Raw genomic sequence first — 16,901 nt, 5'->3', positions numbered from 1 at the left:
GGGCTGGGCCTGTGGGTGGGGCATCAGAACGTGCTGGGCACCCTCGGCCTGCTCGGCCATGTGATCTCCCTGTGCAAAACCCTGCGCGATGCATTTGCCATTGGCGAGCGCCATCAGCACACCTCAGGCGGCATCGCCACCACCCGTACCCATGAGACCTTGGAAGAAGTACACGTCGACGTCGAATGCCTGCTGCCGTTTGCCGAGGTGCAGGTGTTTGCGGCCGAAGAGTTCTTCGCCAGCCTGATGGTGTATGGCCGCGCGCTCGTGGGGGAGACGTTTATGCCCCTGCGCATGGAGTTCGTGCACGCTGCGCCGCCTTACCAGGCTGAGTACCAACGCCTGTTTGGCGCGGATGTGCGCTTTGGCTGCCTGCACAATCGCATGGTGCTGGCCCCGCATTGGCTGGATAAACGCCTGCCTAATCACCACGCCTTGGCGTTGCGCCAGGCCCTGGAGTTGCTGGAGTTGGAGAGCGCGCAGTTGCACCAGAAGATGGACCTGATCCAGGCCGTTGAACGCGCTATTTCGCGGGATTTGCAGGGCAGCCAGCTGGAGAAGGTCGCCGGCGACTTGAACATGAGTGGGCGCACCCTGCGCAGGCGCCTGACCGAACACGGGCTGACGTTCGAAGCGTTGCAGGAGCAAGTGCGACGTGCACGTACCATGGGGTTGCTGGGGAATCCGGGGCTGTCGATCGAACGTATTACCGAGGAAGTCGGTTATAGCGATGTGCGCAGTTTTCGGCGGGCCTTCAAGCGCTGGACAGGGGTGAGCCCGAGTGCGTTTCGTGGCGAAGGAGGAGGGGCCTAGTCCTCGGGGGAGCCGATAAGCCTGTATGAAGAAGCCCCGAACCTGTCGGGGCTTTGTCCATCAACCCAAGGCCGCGAGCTGCGCCACGGTTTCCGGAAAGCGCGACACCAGCCGAATCAAGGTGGTGGCCTGGGCGTTGGGCTTGGCCCGGCCTTGTTCCCAGTTTTCCAGGGTGCGCACGTTGGTACGCAGGTACATGGCGAACACCGAGCGCGAGAGGTTGAGCTGTTGGCGCACGGCCACCACTTCTTCGGCGCTCAGGGGGGCCAGGTTGTTGAGATGGACCTTGTGGGTCCGCAGGGTGACTTTGCCTTGGCGTTCTTCGGCCAGGGCGTCGAAGCCTTCGACCAGTTCGGAAAAGATTTCACGTTTCATGATGTGTTCTCGCTTTGATTTCCCTGTCCAGCATGTGTTTTAAGGCTTTCTTGTGATTGGGGGTAAGGTCATCCTGTTCGTGTTTGCCGTACAGGGTGAATAACCAGAACTGCGTGCCGCCCGACCACCAGTAGTAAATGACCCGCAAGCCTCCGCGTTTGCCTTTGTTGCGTCGCTCATCGACGAAACGGACCTTGCGCAACCCGCCGGTTCCCTCGATGACGTCGCCCGCTTGCGGATTCTTCATCAACTCCTGTTGAAAGCCTTGGAATAGCTCGTCACTCAGATAGTCCCTGCGATGCCGTTCAAAGGCCGGCAACTCGATAAATAGAGCATCCATGTTCTGTACGTAGCCTGCGTATAGTGTGGTGGCCCACGCGCCCGGGGTCAAGTGACCTGGCTGTGGGAACTTTCCTAAAACACAATCACCATACGGCTAGGTTCAGCGGCTAGATGCCAGACAAAGAGGTAGAGGAGGAAGGAAATTTCAGCGCACAGGGGAGGGCAAAAGAATTGAAACTCCAGAAACGCAAAACGGCGCCCGAAGGCGCCGTTTCGTTTACTGCATCAAGCTAAGCGATCAAACGCCCAGTACCGCGTGCTGCACCAGGGTGAGCAACGGTTGTGGGTACACGCCCAGGAAGAACGCGAGCAGGGCGATGGCCAGCAGCATCACGCCGCCTGCCTTCTGTTCCCAGTGCAACTCGGCATCCACACGGCGCAGGTTTGGCTCGATCAGGTACAGGGTGACCATCACGCGCAGGTAGTAGAACACGCCGATGGCGCTGCCCAGTACCAACGAGGCAACCAGCCACCATTCATGGGCTTCAACACCGGTAGCAACGATGTAGAACTTGCCGATAAAGCCTGCGGTCAGCGGGATACCGGCCAGGGACAGCATCATCACGGTGAGCACGGCGGTCAGGTACGGACGGCGCCAGAACAGGCCGCGGTATTCGTACAGGGCGTCGGCGTCACGGCCTTTGAACGGCGAGGACATCAGCGTGATCACGCCAAATGCGCCCAGGCTGGTGATCACGTAGGTGACCAGGTACACGCCCATGGCTTCCACGGCCAGGCCTTTGCTCGCCACCAGGGCGATCAGCAGGTAGCCGAAGTGCGCGATGGAGGAGTAACCGAGCAGACGCTTGAGGTTGTTCTGGGTCAGGGCCAGCAAGTTACCGAACAGGATCGACGCAATGGCGATCACGGTCAGCACGGTGCTCAGCACGCCGGTGTTGGCCGCAGGCGAGATCTGGAACAGACGCACCATCACAGCAAACACGGCAACCTTGGACGCGGTGGCCAGGAACGCCGCCACTGGCGCCGGGGCGCCTTCGTAGACGTCCGGGGTCCACAAGTGGAACGGCACCAGGGACAGCTTGAACGCCAGGCCGATCAGCATCATCGCCAGGCCCAGTTGGGCAATCGGCGCAGGCATGTTGGTGGCCGCCAGGGCGTGACCGATACCGGTGAAGCTCAGGTTGCCAGCCTCTGCGTAGAGCAAGGCCATACCGAACAACAGGAACGCGGAACCGGCCGCCGACAGCACCATGTACTTGATGCCGGCTTCCAGCGAGCGCTTGTTGAAGAAGGCGTAGGCCACCAGGCCGTAAGTCGGGATCGACAGCAGTTCCAGGCCGATGAACAAGCCGGCCAGGTGCTGAGCGCTGACCAGCACGATGCCACCGGCCGCAGCCAGCAGAATCAGCAGGTACAGCTCTTCCTTGTTGCCTGGGTAGCCAGTGCCGCCTTCGCCGAGGTAGGCGTGGGCAAGGGTGACGCAGGCCAGGGTGGCAACCAGGATCAACGCGATGTACAGCAGCGCGAAGTCATCGACCATCATCAGCGGGGTCACGGCCAATGGCGCGACCTTGAGTGCCGGAATGATCGACAGCAGGGCCAGGTTAAGACCGGCACACGACAGCAGGAACGTTTGCGAGTGATTGCGGCGCCAGGCGATTGCCAGCATCACCGCCACAACGGTGAGGCTGGTAATCAGCAGCGGCGCAAGCGCGATAAAGTGTTGGATCGTGAATTCCATAGCGCTCTTACCGGGCCGAAGCGAGTTGAGAGAAGGCGGTGCCGATCCACTGCTGCACGCCATGCATCGTCGCGGCAGAAGTGTCCAGGAACGGTTGCGGGTACACACCGATGTAGATCAGCAGCACCGCAAGGCCGAGCACCATGATCAGTTCGCGAGCATCCATCCCTTGCAGGACGGTGTCGGACTTGGCCGGGCCGAAGTAGGCGCGGTGGATCATGATCAGCGAGTAGACCGAACCAAACACCAGGCCCGAGGTAGCAATGGCGCTGATCCACGGCGTGTGTACGAACGAACCCATCAGGATCAGGAACTCGCCGATGAAGTTACCGGTGCCCGGCAAGCCCAGGGATGCGGCGGCGAAGAACAGGCTGATGGCCGGCAGGTACGCGATGCGCGACCACACGCCACCCATTTCACGCATGTCACGGGTGTGCAGGCGCTCGTACAGCTGACCACTGAGGATAAACAGTGCCGCCGCCGAAACACCGTGGGCCAACATCTGGATCACCGCGCCTTGCAGCGCCAGTTGGCTGCCGGAGTAGATGCCGATCAGTACGAAACCCATGTGGGAAACGGACGAGAAGGCAATCAGGCGCTTGATGTCGGTTTGCGCGAAAGCCAGGAACGCACCGTAGAAGATCCCGATCAGACCCAGGGTCATGGCGATCGGCGCGAACTCGGCCGAGGCATTCGGGAACAGCGGCAGGGCGAAACGCAGCAGACCATAAGCAGCAGTCTTAAGCAGGATACCGGCGAGGTCGACGGAACCTGCGGTCGGTGCCTGGGCGTGAGCGTCAGGCAACCAGGAGTGGAACGGCACCACCGGCAGCTTCACCGCGAAGGCGATGAAGAAGCCCAGCATCAGGATGTACTCGGTGGTCAGCGACATCTTGGTTTTCAACAGGTCGGCGTAGTTGAAGGTAATCACGCCAGTGTTGTTGAAGTTGACCAGTACCAGACCCAGGATCGCCACCAACATGATCAGGCCGGAAGCCTGGGTGAAGATGAAGAACTTGGTCGCCGCGTAGATCCGGGTTTTCTTGCCGTCCGAAGAACTGTGACCCCAGAGCGCGATGAGGAAGTACATCGGCACCAGCATCATTTCCCAGAAGAAGAAGAACATGAACAGGTCCAGCGCAAGGAACACGCCGACAACGCCGCCCAGGATCCACATCAGGTTCAGGTGGAAGAAGCCCACGTGGCGCTGAATTTCTTTCCAGGAGCAGAGTACCGAGAGGATACCCAGCAAGCCGGTCAGCAAAATCATCAACAGCGACAGGCCGTCGAGGGCCAGGTGCACGTTGATGCCGAAGCGCTGGATCCACACGTGCTTGAATTCAAGCGCGAAAGTTGGATCGACACCCGGTGCCGGAGCGAATGAATAGTCACCGTGCGCCCACAGCCAGAGGCCGAGCGCGAGTTCCAGGGACATGGTCAGCAACGCAATCCAGCGGGGCAGGGTGGCGCCGAAGCGTTCACCCATCCAGCAGAGCAGGCCGCCGATAAAGGGGATCAGGATTAGCCAGGGCAGAATCATGACAGGCTCGTTTCCTTTCGCAGGTTCGCAAAGTTCAAAAGGTTCATAGTCAGACCGCTACCACAACGATGGCGCCGATCACCAGCACGGCACCGATGGCCATGGAGGCTGCATACCAACGCAGTTGACCGGTCTCGCTGCGGCTCAGGGCGGTGTGACCGGCCTTGGCGGCGCGCGGGATCAAACCGATGGTCTGGTCGAGCGGGTCTTTGCGCAGTACGTGGCTGATGGCCAGGTAAGGTTTGACGAACAGTTTGTCGTAGATCCAGTCGAAGCCCCACGCAGCGAACCACCAGGCTGACAGGAAGCGACCAATGCCACTGTTGGCCACAGCCGTCACGAAGCGACGCTTGCCGAGGAACAGCAGTGCGGCCAGCAGGATACCGGCGATGGCGATGGCGCCCGAGGCGATTTCCAGGCTGTGCTTGGCGGCGCCACCGGCATGCCCGGCGCTTTCCGGCAGTACACCGGCCAGAGGCGGGGTGATCATGGCGCCGATGAAGGTCGACAGGATGATCAGCACCGACAGTGGCAACCAGTGGGAGATGCCGTGGCCTGCGTGCGCTTCGGTCTTGGCTTCACCGTGGAAGGTGATGAAGATCAGGCGGAAGGTGTACAGCGAGGTCATGAACGCACCGACCAGGCCTGCATACAGCAGGTTCTGGTTACCGCTGGCGAACGCTTCCCAGAGGATTTCGTCCTTGGAGTAGAAACCTGCGGTCACCAACGGCAGGGCGGCCAGGGCGGCACCCCCGACGATGAAGCTGGCGTAGGCCAATGGCAGTTTCTTCCACAGGCCGCCCATCTTGAAGATGTTCTGCTCGTGGTGGCAGGCAACGATCACTGCACCGGAGGCAAGGAACAGCAGGGCCTTGAAGAAGGCGTGGGTCATCAGGTGGAAAATCGCCGCGTCCCAGGCGCCAACGCCCAGGGCCAGGAACATGTAGCCAATCTGGCTCATGGTCGAGTAGGCGAGGATACGCTTGATGTCGGTCTGTACCAGCGCGGCAAAACCCGCCAGAACCAGGGTCACACCACCGACCAGCCCTACAAGATGCAGGATTTCCGGCGCCAGGGTGAACAGGCCGTGGGTACGCGCGATCAGGTAGACACCCGCAGTCACCATGGTTGCCGCGTGGATCAGCGCCGACACCGGCGTAGGACCGGCCATCGCGTCCGCCAGCCAGGTTTGCAGCGGCAGTTGTGCGGATTTACCCACAGCGCCACCCAGCAGCATCAGGGTCGCCAGGGTGATCCAGAAGTCACCAACCTGGAATTTCTGCGGTGCCAGCACCAGCAGTTCCTGGATGTTCAGCGTACCCACTTGTTGGAACAGGATGAACAGGCCGATGGCCATGAACACGTCGCCGATGCGGGTGACGATAAAGGCCTTGAGTGCCGCGTTACCGTTGTTGCGGTTGCTGTAGTAGAAACCGATCAACAGGTACGAGCACAGGCCCACGCCTTCCCAGCCGAAGTACAGGAACAACAGGTTATCGCCGAGTACCAGGAACAGCATGCTGGCGATAAACAGGTTGGTGTACGAGAAGAAGCGCGAGTAGCCGGCCTCACCACGCATGTACCAGGACGCGAACAGGTGGATCAGGAAGCCTACACCCACCACCACGCCGAGCATGGTGATCGACAGGCCGTCGACGTAGAGGGCGAAGTTGGGCTTGAAGCCGTCCACCGACATCCATTGCCACAGCACCAGGGTGTAGTGGCCGCCTTCCGGCGGTGCCACGTTGAATTGCCAGATGACGTAGGCGGCGACGATCGCCGACAAGCCAATGGAACCCACGCCGATCAAGGCAGAAAGGTTTTCCGACCAGCGTCCACGGGAGAACGACAGCAGCAGGAAACCGATCAGGGGAAATACGAAAGTCAGAAAGATCATGTTCATCCGCGCATCTCACTGGCAGCGTCGATATCAAGCGTGTGGAAGCGACGATACAGTTGCAGCAGGATCGCCAGGCCAATACTGGCCTCGGCGGCTGCCAGGCTGATCACCAGGATGAACATGACTTGCCCATCCGGCTGCGCCCATCGGCTACCTGCAACAACGAACGCCAGTGCGGCGGCGTTCATCATGATTTCCAGGCTCATCAACACGAACAGAAGGTTACGGCGAACCATCAGGCCGACCAGGCCAAGGCAGAACAGGATGCCGGCGACCGCCAGACCATGCTCCAAAGGGATAGCAGGCATCGTCATTGCTCCTTGGCTTCGTTGCGGCCCAAGTGGAAGGCGGTGATGGCTGCCGCGAGCAGCAGCATCGAAGCCAGTTCGACCACCAGCAGGTACGGGCCGAACAGGCTGACGCCCACGGCTTTCGCGTCTACGGTGGTGTGGCCGATGGCCTGGCCGCTCTGGTGAGCGAACAGCACATACAGCAGTTCACCCAGCAGCAGGGCTGCCAGGATGACCGGGCCGAGCCAGATGCCGGGCTTGAGCCAGACGCGTTCCTGGGCGACCGAGGCCGGCCCCAGGTTGAGCATCATCACCACAAACACGAACAGCACCATGATGGCGCCGGCGTAGGCGATCACTTCCAGCACACCGGCGAACGGTGCGCCGAGGCTGAAAAAAGTCATGGCCACGGCGATCAACGAAATGATCAGGTAGAGCAGGGCGTGCACAGGATTGGTGTTGGTGATCACGCGAAGCGTGGACACCACTGCAATACCGGACGCGAAATAGAAAGCGAATTCCATCTTTCTTCCTTAAGGCAGCAAGCTCTTCACGTTGATCGGCTCGGCTTCGTTTTGTGCGGCGCCCTTCGGCTTACCGGCAACGGCCATACCTGCAACACGATAGAAGTTGTAATCAGGGTTTTTACCGGGACCAGAGATCAGCAGATCTTCTTTCTCGTACACCAGGTCCTGACGTTTGAACTCGGCCATCTCGAAATCCGGTGTCAGCTGGATGGCGGTGGTCGGGCAAGCTTCCTCGCAGAGGCCACAGAAAATGCAGCGCGAGAAGTTGATGCGGAAGAAGTCCGGGTACCAGCGACCGTCTTCGGTTTCAGCTTTCTGCAGGGAGATGCAACCCACCGGGCACGCCACGGCGCACAGGTTGCAGGCTACGCAACGCTCTTCGCCATCGGGGTCGCGGGTCAGTACGATGCGGCCGCGATAGCGCGGCGGCAGGTACACCGCTTCTTCCGGGTATTGCAGGGTGTCGCGTTTGCGAAAGCCGTGACCGAACACCATCACCAGGCTTCGCAACTGGGTACCGGTACCCTTAACGATGTCGCCAATATATTTGAACATGGGTCAAATCCTCACTGAACCGCGCCGGCTGGCGTGTTCAACAACACAACGGCAGCCGTCACCAGCAAATTGATCAGGGTCAGCGGCAGGCAGAAGCGCCAGCTGAAATCCATCACCTGGTCGTATCGTGGACGCGGAATGGAAGCGCGCAGCAGGATAAACAACATGATGAAGAACGCGGTCTTCAGGAAGAACCAGAAGAACGCCAACTGCGGCAGGATGCCGAACGGACCGTGCCAGCCGCCGAAGAACAGCGTGACCAACAGGGCCGAGATCAAGATGATGCCGATGTATTCGCCAACGAAGAACATGCCCCATTTCATGCCGGCGTATTCAATGTGGTAACCGTCAGCCAGTTCCTGTTCCGCTTCCGGCTGGTCGAACGGGTGACGGTGAGTCACGGCGACGCCAGCGATGAAGAAGGTGCAGAAGCCAAAGAACTGCGGAATGATGAACCACAGGTTCTGCGCCTGGTACTCGACGATGTCGCGCATGTTGAACGAGCCGACCTGCACCACGATGCCCATCAGCGCCAGGCCCATGAACACTTCGTAGGACACGGTCTGGGCCGAAGCCCGCAAGCTGCCCAACAGGGCGAACTTGTTGTTGCTCGACCAACCGGCGAACAGCACCGCATAGACCGACAAACCGGCCATGGCGAAGAAGAACAGCAAACCGATGTTCAGGTCCGCCACGCCCCAGGTCGGGGTGATCGGGATGATCGCGAAGGCGATCAGCAAGGCGCTCATGGCCACGACCGGTGCCAGGGTGAAGATCACCTTGTCGGCAAACGGCGGGGTCCAGTCTTCCTTGAAGAACATTTTCAGCATGTCGGCGGCGATCTGGAACATACCGAACGGGCCAACGCGGTTCGGACCGTAACGGTCCTGCCACCAGCCCAGCAGGCGACGTTCGACGAAGCTGAGCAGGGCGCCAGCAACGACCACGGCCAACAGGATCACGATGGCCTTTACGACCGAGATGATCACGTCGATCACTTCAGGGGTGAACCAGGTCATTGCGCTGCCTCCTGCAGACCGTCAACGGTTTTGCCAAAGATCGCAGGTGGAATACCCGCAAGGCCTTTCGGCAGTGCAACCAGGCCAGCACCCAACTCATCATTGATACGCAGCGGCAGACGTAGGGTCTGGCCAGCCACGTTCAGGCTGAGCAGGGCACCGTCGTTGACGCCCAGGCGATCGGCTTCGGACTTGGCCACGGACACGTAGGCTTCAGGAATGCGACTTTGCACCGGCGCAGCTTTGGAAGAGGTCTCTTCGCTGCCGAACAGGTGGAAGAACGGCACAACCTGCCAGGTGCCCTGGGCCGGGTTGAATGGACGCGGCACGGCGGCGAACCAGTTCAGCGAGTCACCGGTGCTTTCGATCAGGCGGGTGCCTGGGTCGCCAGCGCGGATGTGACCACCGACTTCGTCCTGGAACTTGTTCCAGGCTTGCGGCGAGTTCCAGCCCGGCGACCAGGCAAATGGCACCTGCTGGCGTGGCTCGACCGAGCCCGAGTAACCTTCCATGGAGAAGGCAAACGCGGTATCCGGGTCTTGCGGGGTACGCGGCTCGTGCACGCTGATGTCGGCGCGCATGGCGGTACGGCCGGAGTAACGCAGCGGTTCACGGGCGAGTTTCATGCCCTTGATGCGGAACGAGGCGGACGGAGCAGCGTCGACGATACGTGCCAATTGCGGCGCGCTTGCGGCGGCAGCAGCGGTCACGTGGTCGAGCTGGGTCCAGTCGATCGGCTGGTTCAGCAGGGTCGCACGCAGGGCATGCAGCCAGCGCCAGCCTTCGTGAACCAGGATGCTGGCGTCCATGTACTTCGGATCGAACACCTGGAAGAAGCGCTGGGCGCGGCCTTCCTGGCTGACCAGGGTACCGTCGCCTTCGGCGAAGGTGGCGGCTGGCAGCACCAGGTCGGCACGCTCGCTGGTGGCGGTCTTCTGGTGATCGGCCACGATCAGTACTTTGGCGGCATCCAGCGCGGCATCGACCTTGGCTGAATCGGTGCGGGTGTACAGGTCGTTTTCCAGTACCACGATGGCGTCGGCATTGCCGTCGATTACCGCTTGCAGGGCGGCGTCCAAGGACTCGCCACCGAGCATGGCCAAGCCGAGGCTGTTGGCTTCCGGCACGACCAGGCTGATGGAACCGTTCTTGTCGCGCAGCTTCAAGGCCTTCGCGATATTCGCAGCAGCCTCAATCAGTGCCTTGGAACCCAACGAGGTGCCGGCAATGATCAATGGGCGCTTGGCCGCGAGCAGGGCGTCGGCGATGCGCTGGGCCAGTTCAGCGGCTTCAGTGTCCAGGCCTTCGACGGCAGGTGCGCTGGCGTCCAGGGCGTGGGCCACGGCGAAACCGATGCGGGCCAGGTCGTCCGGCGCTGCGTGAACGCATTCTTCGGCGATGTCGTCGAGCTTGGTTTCAGCCAGGCTTGCGATAAACAGCGGGTTCAGCGCGTGCTGGCCGATGTTTTTCACCGCGGCGTCGAGCCAAGGCTGTACGCGCATGGCGTCGGCCATGTCTTCGGCCTTGCCTTTGACCGACTGACGCAGCGACAGCGCAATACGCGCGGCAGTCTGGGTCAGGTCTTCGCCGAGGACGAAGATCGCATCGTGGTCTTCGATGTCGCGCATGTTCGGGACTGGCAGCGGGCTGTCGTTCAGCACTTGCAGGACCAGGCGGATGCGCTCCAACTCACCGGCTTCGATACCGGAGTAGAAGTGCTCGGCACCCACCAGCTCGCGCAACGCGTAGTTGCTTTCGAGGCTGGCACGCGGCGAACCGATACCGACGATGTTGCGGCCGCGCAGCAGGTCGGCGGCTTTATCCAGCGCGTCGTCCAGGCTCAGCTTGGCGCCACCGGCCAACAGCGGCTGGCGTGGGCGGTCTTCGCGGTTGACGTAGCCATAGCCGAAACGGCCACGGTCGCACAGGAAGTACTGGTTGACCGAACCGTTAAAGCGGTTTTCGATGCGACGCAGTTCGCCGTAGCGCTCGCCCGGGGAGATGTTGCAACCGCTGGAGCAGCCATGGCAGATGCTCGGTGAGAACTGCATGTCCCACTTACGGTTGTAGCGCTCGGAGTGAGTCTTGTCGGTGAACACACCGGTCGGGCAGACCTCGGTGAGGTTGCCGGAGAACTCGCTTTCGAGCACGCCGTCTTCAACGCGACCGAAGTACACGTTGTCGTGGGCGCCGAAGACGCCCAGGTCGGTGCCGCCGGCGTAGTCTTTATAGAAACGCACGCAACGGTAGCAGGCAATGCAGCGGTTCATTTCGTGGGAAATGAACGGGCCGAGGTCCTGGTTCTGGTGGGTGCGCTTGGTGAAGCGATAACGGCGCTCGTTGTGGCCGGTCATCACCGTCATGTCTTGCAGGTGGCAGTGACCGCCTTCCTCACAGACCGGGCAGTCATGCGGGTGGTTGGTCATCAGCCATTCGACGACACTGGCGCGGAACGCCTTGGATTCTTCATCTTCGATGGAGATCCAGGTGTTGTCGGTGGCTGGGGTCATGCAGGACATGACGATACGACCACGGGTGTCGTTCTCGTCGGTGTACTGCTTGACCGCGCACTGGCGACAGGCACCAACGCTACCAAGCGCGGGGTGCCAGCAGAAATACGGGATGTCGAGGCCTAGTGAGAGACATGCCTGTAACAGGTTGTCTGCCCCATCGACTTCGAGCGCTTTGCCGTCTACGTGGATAGTGGCCATGGTTCAAAGTTCTTCGTTGGCCCGTTGTCAGCGGGCGTGGCTAATGGAATCTTGTTATTCATGGGCATCAACACAGCCTTTACGGCGTCAGCCCATGAGAAGACGAAGGGCACGGACCCTTCGCCTTTAAAGCGTTACGCGCCGACTACGATCGGCCTTGCCAGAGGCGGGACGGCGGCGCTGACAGGCGCGATGCCGGCTTCGAACTCCGAGCGGAAGTATTTGATTGCGCTGCCCAATGGCTCCACGGCGCCCGGTGCGTGAGCACAGAAGGTCTTGCCTGGGCCGAGGAACCCGACCAGACCCAGCAGGGTCTCGATGTCGCCTGGCTGGCCTTCACCGTTCTCGATCGCCATCAAGAGCTTGACGCTCCATGGCAAGCCGTCACGGCACGGGGTGCAGAAGCCGCACGATTCACGGGCAAAGAACTGCTCCATGTTGCGCAGCAACGAAACCATGTTCACGGTGTTGTCCACCGCCATCGCCAGGCCAGTGCCCATACGGGTGCCGACCTTGCCGATGCCGCCGGCATACATTTGTGCGTCGAGGTGCTCGGGGAGCAGGAAGCCGGTACCGGCGCCGCCTGGCTGCCAGGCTTTCAAGGTGTAGCCGTCGCGCATGCCGCCGGCGTAGTCCTCGAACAGCTCGCGGGCGGTCACGCCGAACGGCAGCTCCCACAGGCCAGGGTTCTTGACCTTGCCGGAGAAGCCCATGAGCTTGGTGCCCATGTCTTCGCTGCCTTCGCGAGCCAAGGATTTGTACCAGTCCACGCCATCGGCAATGATCGCCGGCACGTTGCAAAGGGTCTCGACGTTGTTCACGCAAGTCGGCTTGCCCCACACGCCCACGGCGGCAGGGAAGGGCGGCTTGGAGCGCGGGTTGGCGCGGCGACCTTCGAGGGAGTTGATCAGTGCGGTTTCTTCACCGCAGATATAACGCCCGGCGCCGGTGTGCACGAACAACTCGAAGTCAAAACCCGAACCGAGGATGTTCTTGCCCAGCAGGCCGGCGGCCTTGGCTTCTTCCACGGCACGGTTGAGGTGCTTGGCGGCGGTGGTGTATTCGCCACGCAGGAAGATATAGCCCCGGTAGGTTTTCAGTGCTCGGGCGCTGATCAGCATGCCTTCGATCAGCAGATGGGGCAGTTGCTCCATCAGCATGCGGTCTTTCCAGGTGTTCGGCTCCATCTCGTCCGCGTTGCACAGCAGGTAGCGAATGTTGATGGATTCGTCTTTGGGCATCAGGCCCCACTTAACGCCAGTGGGGAAGCCAGCACCGCCGCGGCCTTTAAGGCCGGCGTCTTTCACGGTCTGGACGATATCGTCCTGGGCCATGTCGGCGAAGGCTTTGCGCGCCGCCGCGTAACCGTTCTTGGCCTGGTACTCGTCGAGCCATACCGGCTCGCCGTCGTCACGCAGGCGCCAGGTCAGCGGGTGGGTTTCAGGCGAACGCTTGATCAGGTTGGCCGGGCCGAAAGATGTAAGGGTCATGGGTAGCCCTCGAGCAATTGGGTCACGCCAGCAGGCTGCACGTCACCGAATGTGTCGTCGTCGATCATCAACGCCGGCGCCTTGTCGCAGTTGCCCAGGCAGCACACCGGCAGCAGCGTGAAGCGGCCGTCCGGAGTGGTTTGGCCGAGGCCAATGCCCAGCTTGTTCTGGATTTCGCTGACCACTGATTCATGGCCACCGATGTAGCAGACCATGCTGTCGCACACGCGAATGATGTGGCGGCCGACCGGCTGGCGGAAGATCTGGCTGTAGAACGTGGCCACACCTTCAACGTCGCTGGCGGGGATGCCGAGGATCTCGCCGATGGCGTAGAGGGCGCCGTCCGGCACCCAGCCACGTTCCTTCTGGACGATCTTCAAGGCTTCGATAGACGCCGCGCGCGGGTCTTCGTAATGATGCAGCTCGTGCTCGATGGCCGAGCGCTCGGTTTCACTCAAGGTGAAACGGTCTGTCTGGATAAGCGTGCTGTTCATGCTTAGCGGTCCACGTCGGCCATAACGAAATCGATACTACCCAGGTACGCAATCAAGTCCGCGACCATCTCGCCTTTGATCACCGAAGGGATCTGCTGCAAGTGGGCAAAGCTTGGGGTACGAATCCGGGTGCGGTAGCTCATGGTGCCGCCATCGCTCGTCAGGTAATAACTGTTGATACCCTTGGTCGCTTCGATCATCTGGAAGGATTCGTTGGCCGGCATCACCGGGCCCCACGAAACTTGCAGGAAGTGCGTGATCAGGGTTTCGATGTGCTGCAGCGTGCGCTCTTTCGGCGGCGGTGTGGTCAGCGGGTGATCCGCCTTGTACGGGCCAGCCGGCATGTTGCGCATGCACTGCTCGATGATCTTCAGGCTCTGGCGCATTTCTTCAACGCGCACGATGCACCGGTCGTAGGCATCGCCATTGGCGGCCAGCGGCACTTCGAACTCGAAGTTCTCGTAGCCCGAGTACGGCCGTGCTTTACGCAGGTCGAAGTCGCAGCCGGTCGAACGCAGGCCGGCACCGGTGACGCCCCATTCCAGGGCTTCTTTGGTGTTGTACTGCGCGACGCCGATGGTACGACCCTTGAGGATGCTGTTGTCCAGCGCAGCCTTTTGGTACTCGTCCAGACGCTTGGGCATCCAGTCGATGAATTCCTTGACCAGGCGCTCCCAGCCGTTCGGCAGGTCGTGCGCCACGCCGCCGATGCGATACCAGGCCGGGTGCAGGCGGAAACCGGTAATGGCTTCGATGACCTTGTAGGCGCGCTGACGGTCGGTGAAGGTGAAGAACACCGGGGTCATGGCGCCAACGTCCTGGATATAGGTACCCAGGAACAGCAGGTGGCTGGTGATGCGGAAGAACTCGGCCATCATGATGCGGATGGTGTCGACGCGGTCCGGCACCTTGATACCGGCCAGCTTCTCGACCGACAGCACGTACGGCAGGTTGTTCATCACGCCGCCGAGGTAGTCGATACGGTCGGTGTACGGGATGAAGCTGTGCCAGGACTGGCGCTCGGCCATCTTCTCGGCACCACGGTGGTGGTAACCGATGTCCGGCACACAGTCGACGATTTCTTCGCCGTCCAGTTGCAGGATGATACGGAAGGCACCGTGAGCCGAAGGGTGGTTCGGGCCCAGGTTGAGGAACATGTAGTCCTCGTTGGTGCCGGAGCGTTTCATGCCCCAGTCTTCCGGACGGAAGCGTGCAGCTTCTTCTTCAAGCTGCTGCTTGGCGAGGTTGAGGCTGAACGGGTCGAATTCGGTTGCGCGGGCAGGAAAGTCCTTGCGCAGCGGGTGACCTTCCCAGGTCGGCGGCATCATGATGCGCGTCAGGTGCGGGTGGCCCGGGAAGTCGATACCGAACATGTCCCAAACTTCGCGCTCGTACCAGCTGGCATTCGGCCAGATACCGGTGACGGTCGGGATGCTCAAGTCGCTTTCGGACAGCGCGACCTTGATCATCACGTCGCTGTTACGTTCCAGCGACATCAAGTGGTAGAACACGGTGAAATCGGCACCGCTCGGCAAACCTTGACGCTTGGTGCGCAGACGCTCGTCCACGCCATGCAGGTCATAAAGCATGACGTACGGCTTGGGCAGGTTGCGCAGGAAGCTCAGGACTTCGACGAGCTTGGCGCGCGCCACCCACAGCACCGGCATACCGGTGCGTGTGGCCTGGGCGGTGAAGGCGTCAGGGCCAAAACGGTTATTGAGTTCGACAACCACATCCTGGTCGTCTGCCTTGTAAGGCGGGATGTACAGAGCACTGCCTGTAGTCATGGTTTTTTATCGCTTTCGGTCAACGTAAAGAATGAAGCCAGGTTTTCGTTCTATAAAAGAAGCGGGGCTGGATCAGACTTCGTCGGGGCTGCGCAGGTTGGTGACTGCGATTCGCTGTTCGCGGCGCTGTTCCTTTTGTGACGGCATCTCGGCGCGATAAACGCCTTGATCACCGACCACCCAGGAAAGCGGACGACGCTCCTTGCCAATCGACTCCTGCAACAGCATCAAGCCTTGCAGAAAAGCTTCAGGGCGGGGCGGGCAGCCAGGCACGTAGACGTCCACGGGCAGGAACTTGTCCACCCCTTGAACGACGGAGTAGATGTCGTACATGCCACCGGAGTTGGCGCACGAACCCATGGAGATAACCCACTTCGGTTCGAGCATTTGCTCGTAGAGACGCTGAATGATCGGCGCCATTTTGATAAAGCAGGTGCCGGCGATAACCATGAAATCCGCCTGGCGCGGTGATGCCCGGATAACTTCGGCGCCAAAGCGCGCGATGTCGTGGGGCGCCGTGAAGGCGGTGGTCATTTCCACGTAGCAGCACGAAAGGCCGAAGTTGTACGGCCACAGGGAGTTTTTACGCCCCCAGTTGACCGCGCCACTCAGCACGTCTTCGAGTTTGCCCATGTAGATGTTTTTGTGGACTTGATCTTCTAACGGATCGGAGACGGTTTCCCGTTCGCCGATAGGGTACTGATCGTTAGGAGCATCCGGGTCGATCCTGGTGAGATTGTATTGCATCGCCAAAGCCTCATTGTTTCAGCTTCGCTTGCCGCTTACGACGAGCTTCCGGAGCCCAGTCAAGGGCGCCCACTCGGAATAGGTAGACAAGGCCTGCCAACAGAATTGCTATGAAAACGAGGGCTTCGACGAATCCGGTCCAGCCGCTTTCGCGGACGGACACAGACCAGGCAAAGAGAAAGAGGGCTTCGATATCGAAGATCACGAACAGCATCGCGACCAGATAGAATTTGGCTGAGAGCCGCAAGCGGGCGCCACCTGTAGGCAGCATGCCGGACTCGAACGGTTCATTTTTGCTGCGGCCCCAGGCTTTTGACCCGAGGAGGCTGGAGACGCCGAGCATGAAGGCACAAAGGCCGACAACACCGAGGAGGAAAATGGCAAAGCCCCAGTTGTGGGCCATGAGTCCTGTCGCTTCGGTCATGCTGGAAATCCTTAACAGAGAGCAAAGGTCTCTGAGCTCGAAAAAGTAACGATGCAGTGACGATATGTCGCACTGCAATCAATCGCGGTGATTTTATGGCTAAACACCGGGCAAGTAAAATTCCTATAGCGAAATTATTCGATGGAATAAGCACATAGTGCACCTTCTTGGGGCTGTAGCCCTTG

16 protein-coding genes are annotated in these 16,901 nt (G+C 60.6%); 1 reads left to right on the top strand and 15 read right to left on the bottom strand.

Annotation, left to right across the window (positions count from 1 at the left end; all coding sequences use genetic code 11):
• A partial coding sequence (locus tag GIW28_RS24720) for an AraC family transcriptional regulator (RefSeq protein WP_236490424.1) occupies positions 1-813 on the top strand: 813 nt, incomplete at its 5' end.
• 60 nt (positions 814-873) lie between these two features.
• On the opposite strand, the gene GIW28_RS24715 is transcribed toward GIW28_RS24720, so the two are convergent.
• From GIW28_RS24715 to GIW28_RS24645, 15 genes are all read right to left on the bottom strand, one after another.
• Positions 874-1,188 (bottom strand): helix-turn-helix domain-containing protein, encoded by a 315-nt coding sequence (locus GIW28_RS24715; RefSeq protein WP_176992566.1) that lies wholly within the window; start codon positions 1,186-1,188, stop codon positions 874-876.
• The gene (locus tag GIW28_RS24710; RefSeq protein ID WP_026013737.1) at positions 1,178-1,528 is read right to left on the bottom strand and encodes a toxin; all 351 of its coding nucleotides are present in this window, start codon (positions 1,526-1,528) and stop codon (positions 1,178-1,180) included. Before GIW28_RS24710 ends, GIW28_RS24715 begins: the two co-directional genes overlap by 11 nt.
• A gap of 240 nt (positions 1,529-1,768) precedes the next feature.
• Complete coding sequence (gene nuoN, locus GIW28_RS24705) at positions 1,769-3,232, bottom strand: NADH-quinone oxidoreductase subunit NuoN (RefSeq protein ID WP_017137523.1); 1,464 nt, start codon at positions 3,230-3,232, stop codon at positions 1,769-1,771.
• A 7-nt stretch (positions 3,233-3,239) separates the two neighbouring features.
• On the bottom strand, positions 3,240-4,772 hold the full coding sequence (gene nuoM, locus GIW28_RS24700) for an NADH-quinone oxidoreductase subunit M (protein WP_017137522.1): 1,533 nt from the start codon (positions 4,770-4,772) through the stop codon (positions 3,240-3,242).
• A gap of 49 nt (positions 4,773-4,821) precedes the next feature.
• Positions 4,822-6,675 carry an NADH-quinone oxidoreductase subunit L gene (nuoL, locus tag GIW28_RS24695; protein WP_017137521.1) on the bottom strand — a complete coding sequence of 618 codons (1,854 nt, stop codon included), beginning with the start codon at positions 6,673-6,675 and terminating at the stop codon, positions 4,822-4,824.
• Positions 6,672-6,980: an NADH-quinone oxidoreductase subunit NuoK gene (gene nuoK / locus GIW28_RS24690; protein WP_236490423.1), complete on the bottom strand. Its 309-nt coding sequence runs from the start codon at positions 6,978-6,980 to the stop codon at positions 6,672-6,674. The genes nuoL and nuoK overlap by 4 nt, the downstream gene beginning before the upstream one ends.
• A 2-nt stretch (positions 6,981-6,982) precedes the next feature.
• Positions 6,983-7,486 carry an NADH-quinone oxidoreductase subunit J gene (nuoJ, locus tag GIW28_RS24685; RefSeq protein ID WP_017137519.1) on the bottom strand — a complete coding sequence of 168 codons (504 nt, stop codon included), beginning with the start codon at positions 7,484-7,486 and terminating at the stop codon, positions 6,983-6,985.
• Positions 7,487-7,495: 9 nt separating this feature from the next.
• The gene (gene nuoI / locus GIW28_RS24680; RefSeq protein ID WP_003174725.1) at positions 7,496-8,044 is read right to left on the bottom strand and encodes an NADH-quinone oxidoreductase subunit NuoI; all 549 of its coding nucleotides are present in this window, start codon (positions 8,042-8,044) and stop codon (positions 7,496-7,498) included.
• Positions 8,045-8,055: 11 nt separating this feature from the next.
• Complete coding sequence (gene nuoH / locus GIW28_RS24675; RefSeq protein WP_017137518.1) at positions 8,056-9,063, bottom strand: NADH-quinone oxidoreductase subunit NuoH; 1,008 nt, start codon at positions 9,061-9,063, stop codon at positions 8,056-8,058.
• Positions 9,060-11,774 (bottom strand): NADH-quinone oxidoreductase subunit NuoG, encoded by a 2,715-nt coding sequence (nuoG, locus tag GIW28_RS24670; protein WP_236447608.1) that lies wholly within the window; start codon positions 11,772-11,774, stop codon positions 9,060-9,062. The genes nuoH and nuoG overlap by 4 nt, the downstream gene beginning before the upstream one ends.
• A gap of 134 nt (positions 11,775-11,908) precedes the next feature.
• Entirely contained in the window at positions 11,909-13,264 is a 1,356-nt protein-coding gene (gene nuoF / locus GIW28_RS24665; protein WP_017137516.1) for an NADH-quinone oxidoreductase subunit NuoF, read from the bottom strand.
• Complete coding sequence (gene nuoE, locus GIW28_RS24660; protein WP_003174721.1) at positions 13,261-13,758, bottom strand: NADH-quinone oxidoreductase subunit NuoE; 498 nt, start codon at positions 13,756-13,758, stop codon at positions 13,261-13,263. Before nuoE ends, nuoF begins: the two co-directional genes overlap by 4 nt.
• A gap of 2 nt (positions 13,759-13,760) precedes the next feature.
• On the bottom strand, positions 13,761-15,545 hold the full coding sequence (gene nuoC, locus GIW28_RS24655; RefSeq protein WP_017137515.1) for an NADH-quinone oxidoreductase subunit C/D: 1,785 nt from the start codon (positions 15,543-15,545) through the stop codon (positions 13,761-13,763).
• 72 nt (positions 15,546-15,617) lie between these two features.
• Positions 15,618-16,292, bottom strand: coding sequence for a NuoB/complex I 20 kDa subunit family protein (locus GIW28_RS24650; protein ID WP_012724951.1), 675 nt, complete (start codon positions 16,290-16,292; stop codon positions 15,618-15,620).
• Between the two features lie 10 nt (positions 16,293-16,302).
• Positions 16,303-16,716, bottom strand: coding sequence for an NADH-quinone oxidoreductase subunit A (locus tag GIW28_RS24645; RefSeq protein ID WP_003219575.1), 414 nt, complete (start codon positions 16,714-16,716; stop codon positions 16,303-16,305).
• Positions 16,717-16,901: the final 185 nt, after the last annotated feature.

The organism is Pseudomonas sp. PA-5-4B (assembly GCF_021606215.1).
Taxonomy (GTDB): Bacteria; Pseudomonadota; Gammaproteobacteria; order Pseudomonadales; family Pseudomonadaceae; genus Aquipseudomonas; species Aquipseudomonas edaphica.
This window is presented reverse-complemented; position numbering and strand designations above follow the sequence as displayed.

Coding starts and splice junctions, on each gene's coding strand:
- nuoI (WP_003174725.1), bottom strand. CDS start 8,044: ATGTTCAAATATATTGGCGACATCGTTAAGGGTACCGGTACCCAGTTG.
- GIW28_RS24715 (WP_176992566.1), bottom strand. CDS start 1,188: ATGAAACGTGAAATCTTTTCCGAACTGGTCGAAGGCTTCGACGCCCTG.
- nuoC (WP_017137515.1), bottom strand. CDS start 15,545: ATGACTACAGGCAGTGCTCTGTACATCCCGCCTTACAAGGCAGACGAC.
- GIW28_RS24650 (WP_012724951.1), bottom strand. CDS start 16,292: ATGCAATACAATCTCACCAGGATCGACCCGGATGCTCCTAACGATCAG.
- GIW28_RS24645 (WP_003219575.1), bottom strand. CDS start 16,716: ATGACCGAAGCGACAGGACTCATGGCCCACAACTGGGGCTTTGCCATT.
- nuoJ (WP_017137519.1), bottom strand. CDS start 7,486: ATGGAATTCGCTTTCTATTTCGCGTCCGGTATTGCAGTGGTGTCCACG.
- nuoG (WP_236447608.1), bottom strand. CDS start 11,774: ATGGCCACTATCCACGTAGACGGCAAAGCGCTCGAAGTCGATGGGGCA.
- nuoM (WP_017137522.1), bottom strand. CDS start 4,772: ATGATTCTGCCCTGGCTAATCCTGATCCCCTTTATCGGCGGCCTGCTC.
- nuoK (WP_236490423.1), bottom strand. CDS start 6,980: ATGCCTGCTATCCCTTTGGAGCATGGTCTGGCGGTCGCCGGCATCCTG.
- nuoE (WP_003174721.1), bottom strand. CDS start 13,758: ATGAACAGCACGCTTATCCAGACAGACCGTTTCACCTTGAGTGAAACC.
- GIW28_RS24710 (WP_026013737.1), bottom strand. CDS start 1,528: ATGGATGCTCTATTTATCGAGTTGCCGGCCTTTGAACGGCATCGCAGG.
- nuoL (WP_017137521.1), bottom strand. CDS start 6,675: ATGAACATGATCTTTCTGACTTTCGTATTTCCCCTGATCGGTTTCCTG.
- nuoF (WP_017137516.1), bottom strand. CDS start 13,264: ATGACCCTTACATCTTTCGGCCCGGCCAACCTGATCAAGCGTTCGCCT.
- nuoH (WP_017137518.1), bottom strand. CDS start 9,063: ATGACCTGGTTCACCCCTGAAGTGATCGACGTGATCATCTCGGTCGTA.
- nuoN (WP_017137523.1), bottom strand. CDS start 3,232: ATGGAATTCACGATCCAACACTTTATCGCGCTTGCGCCGCTGCTGATT.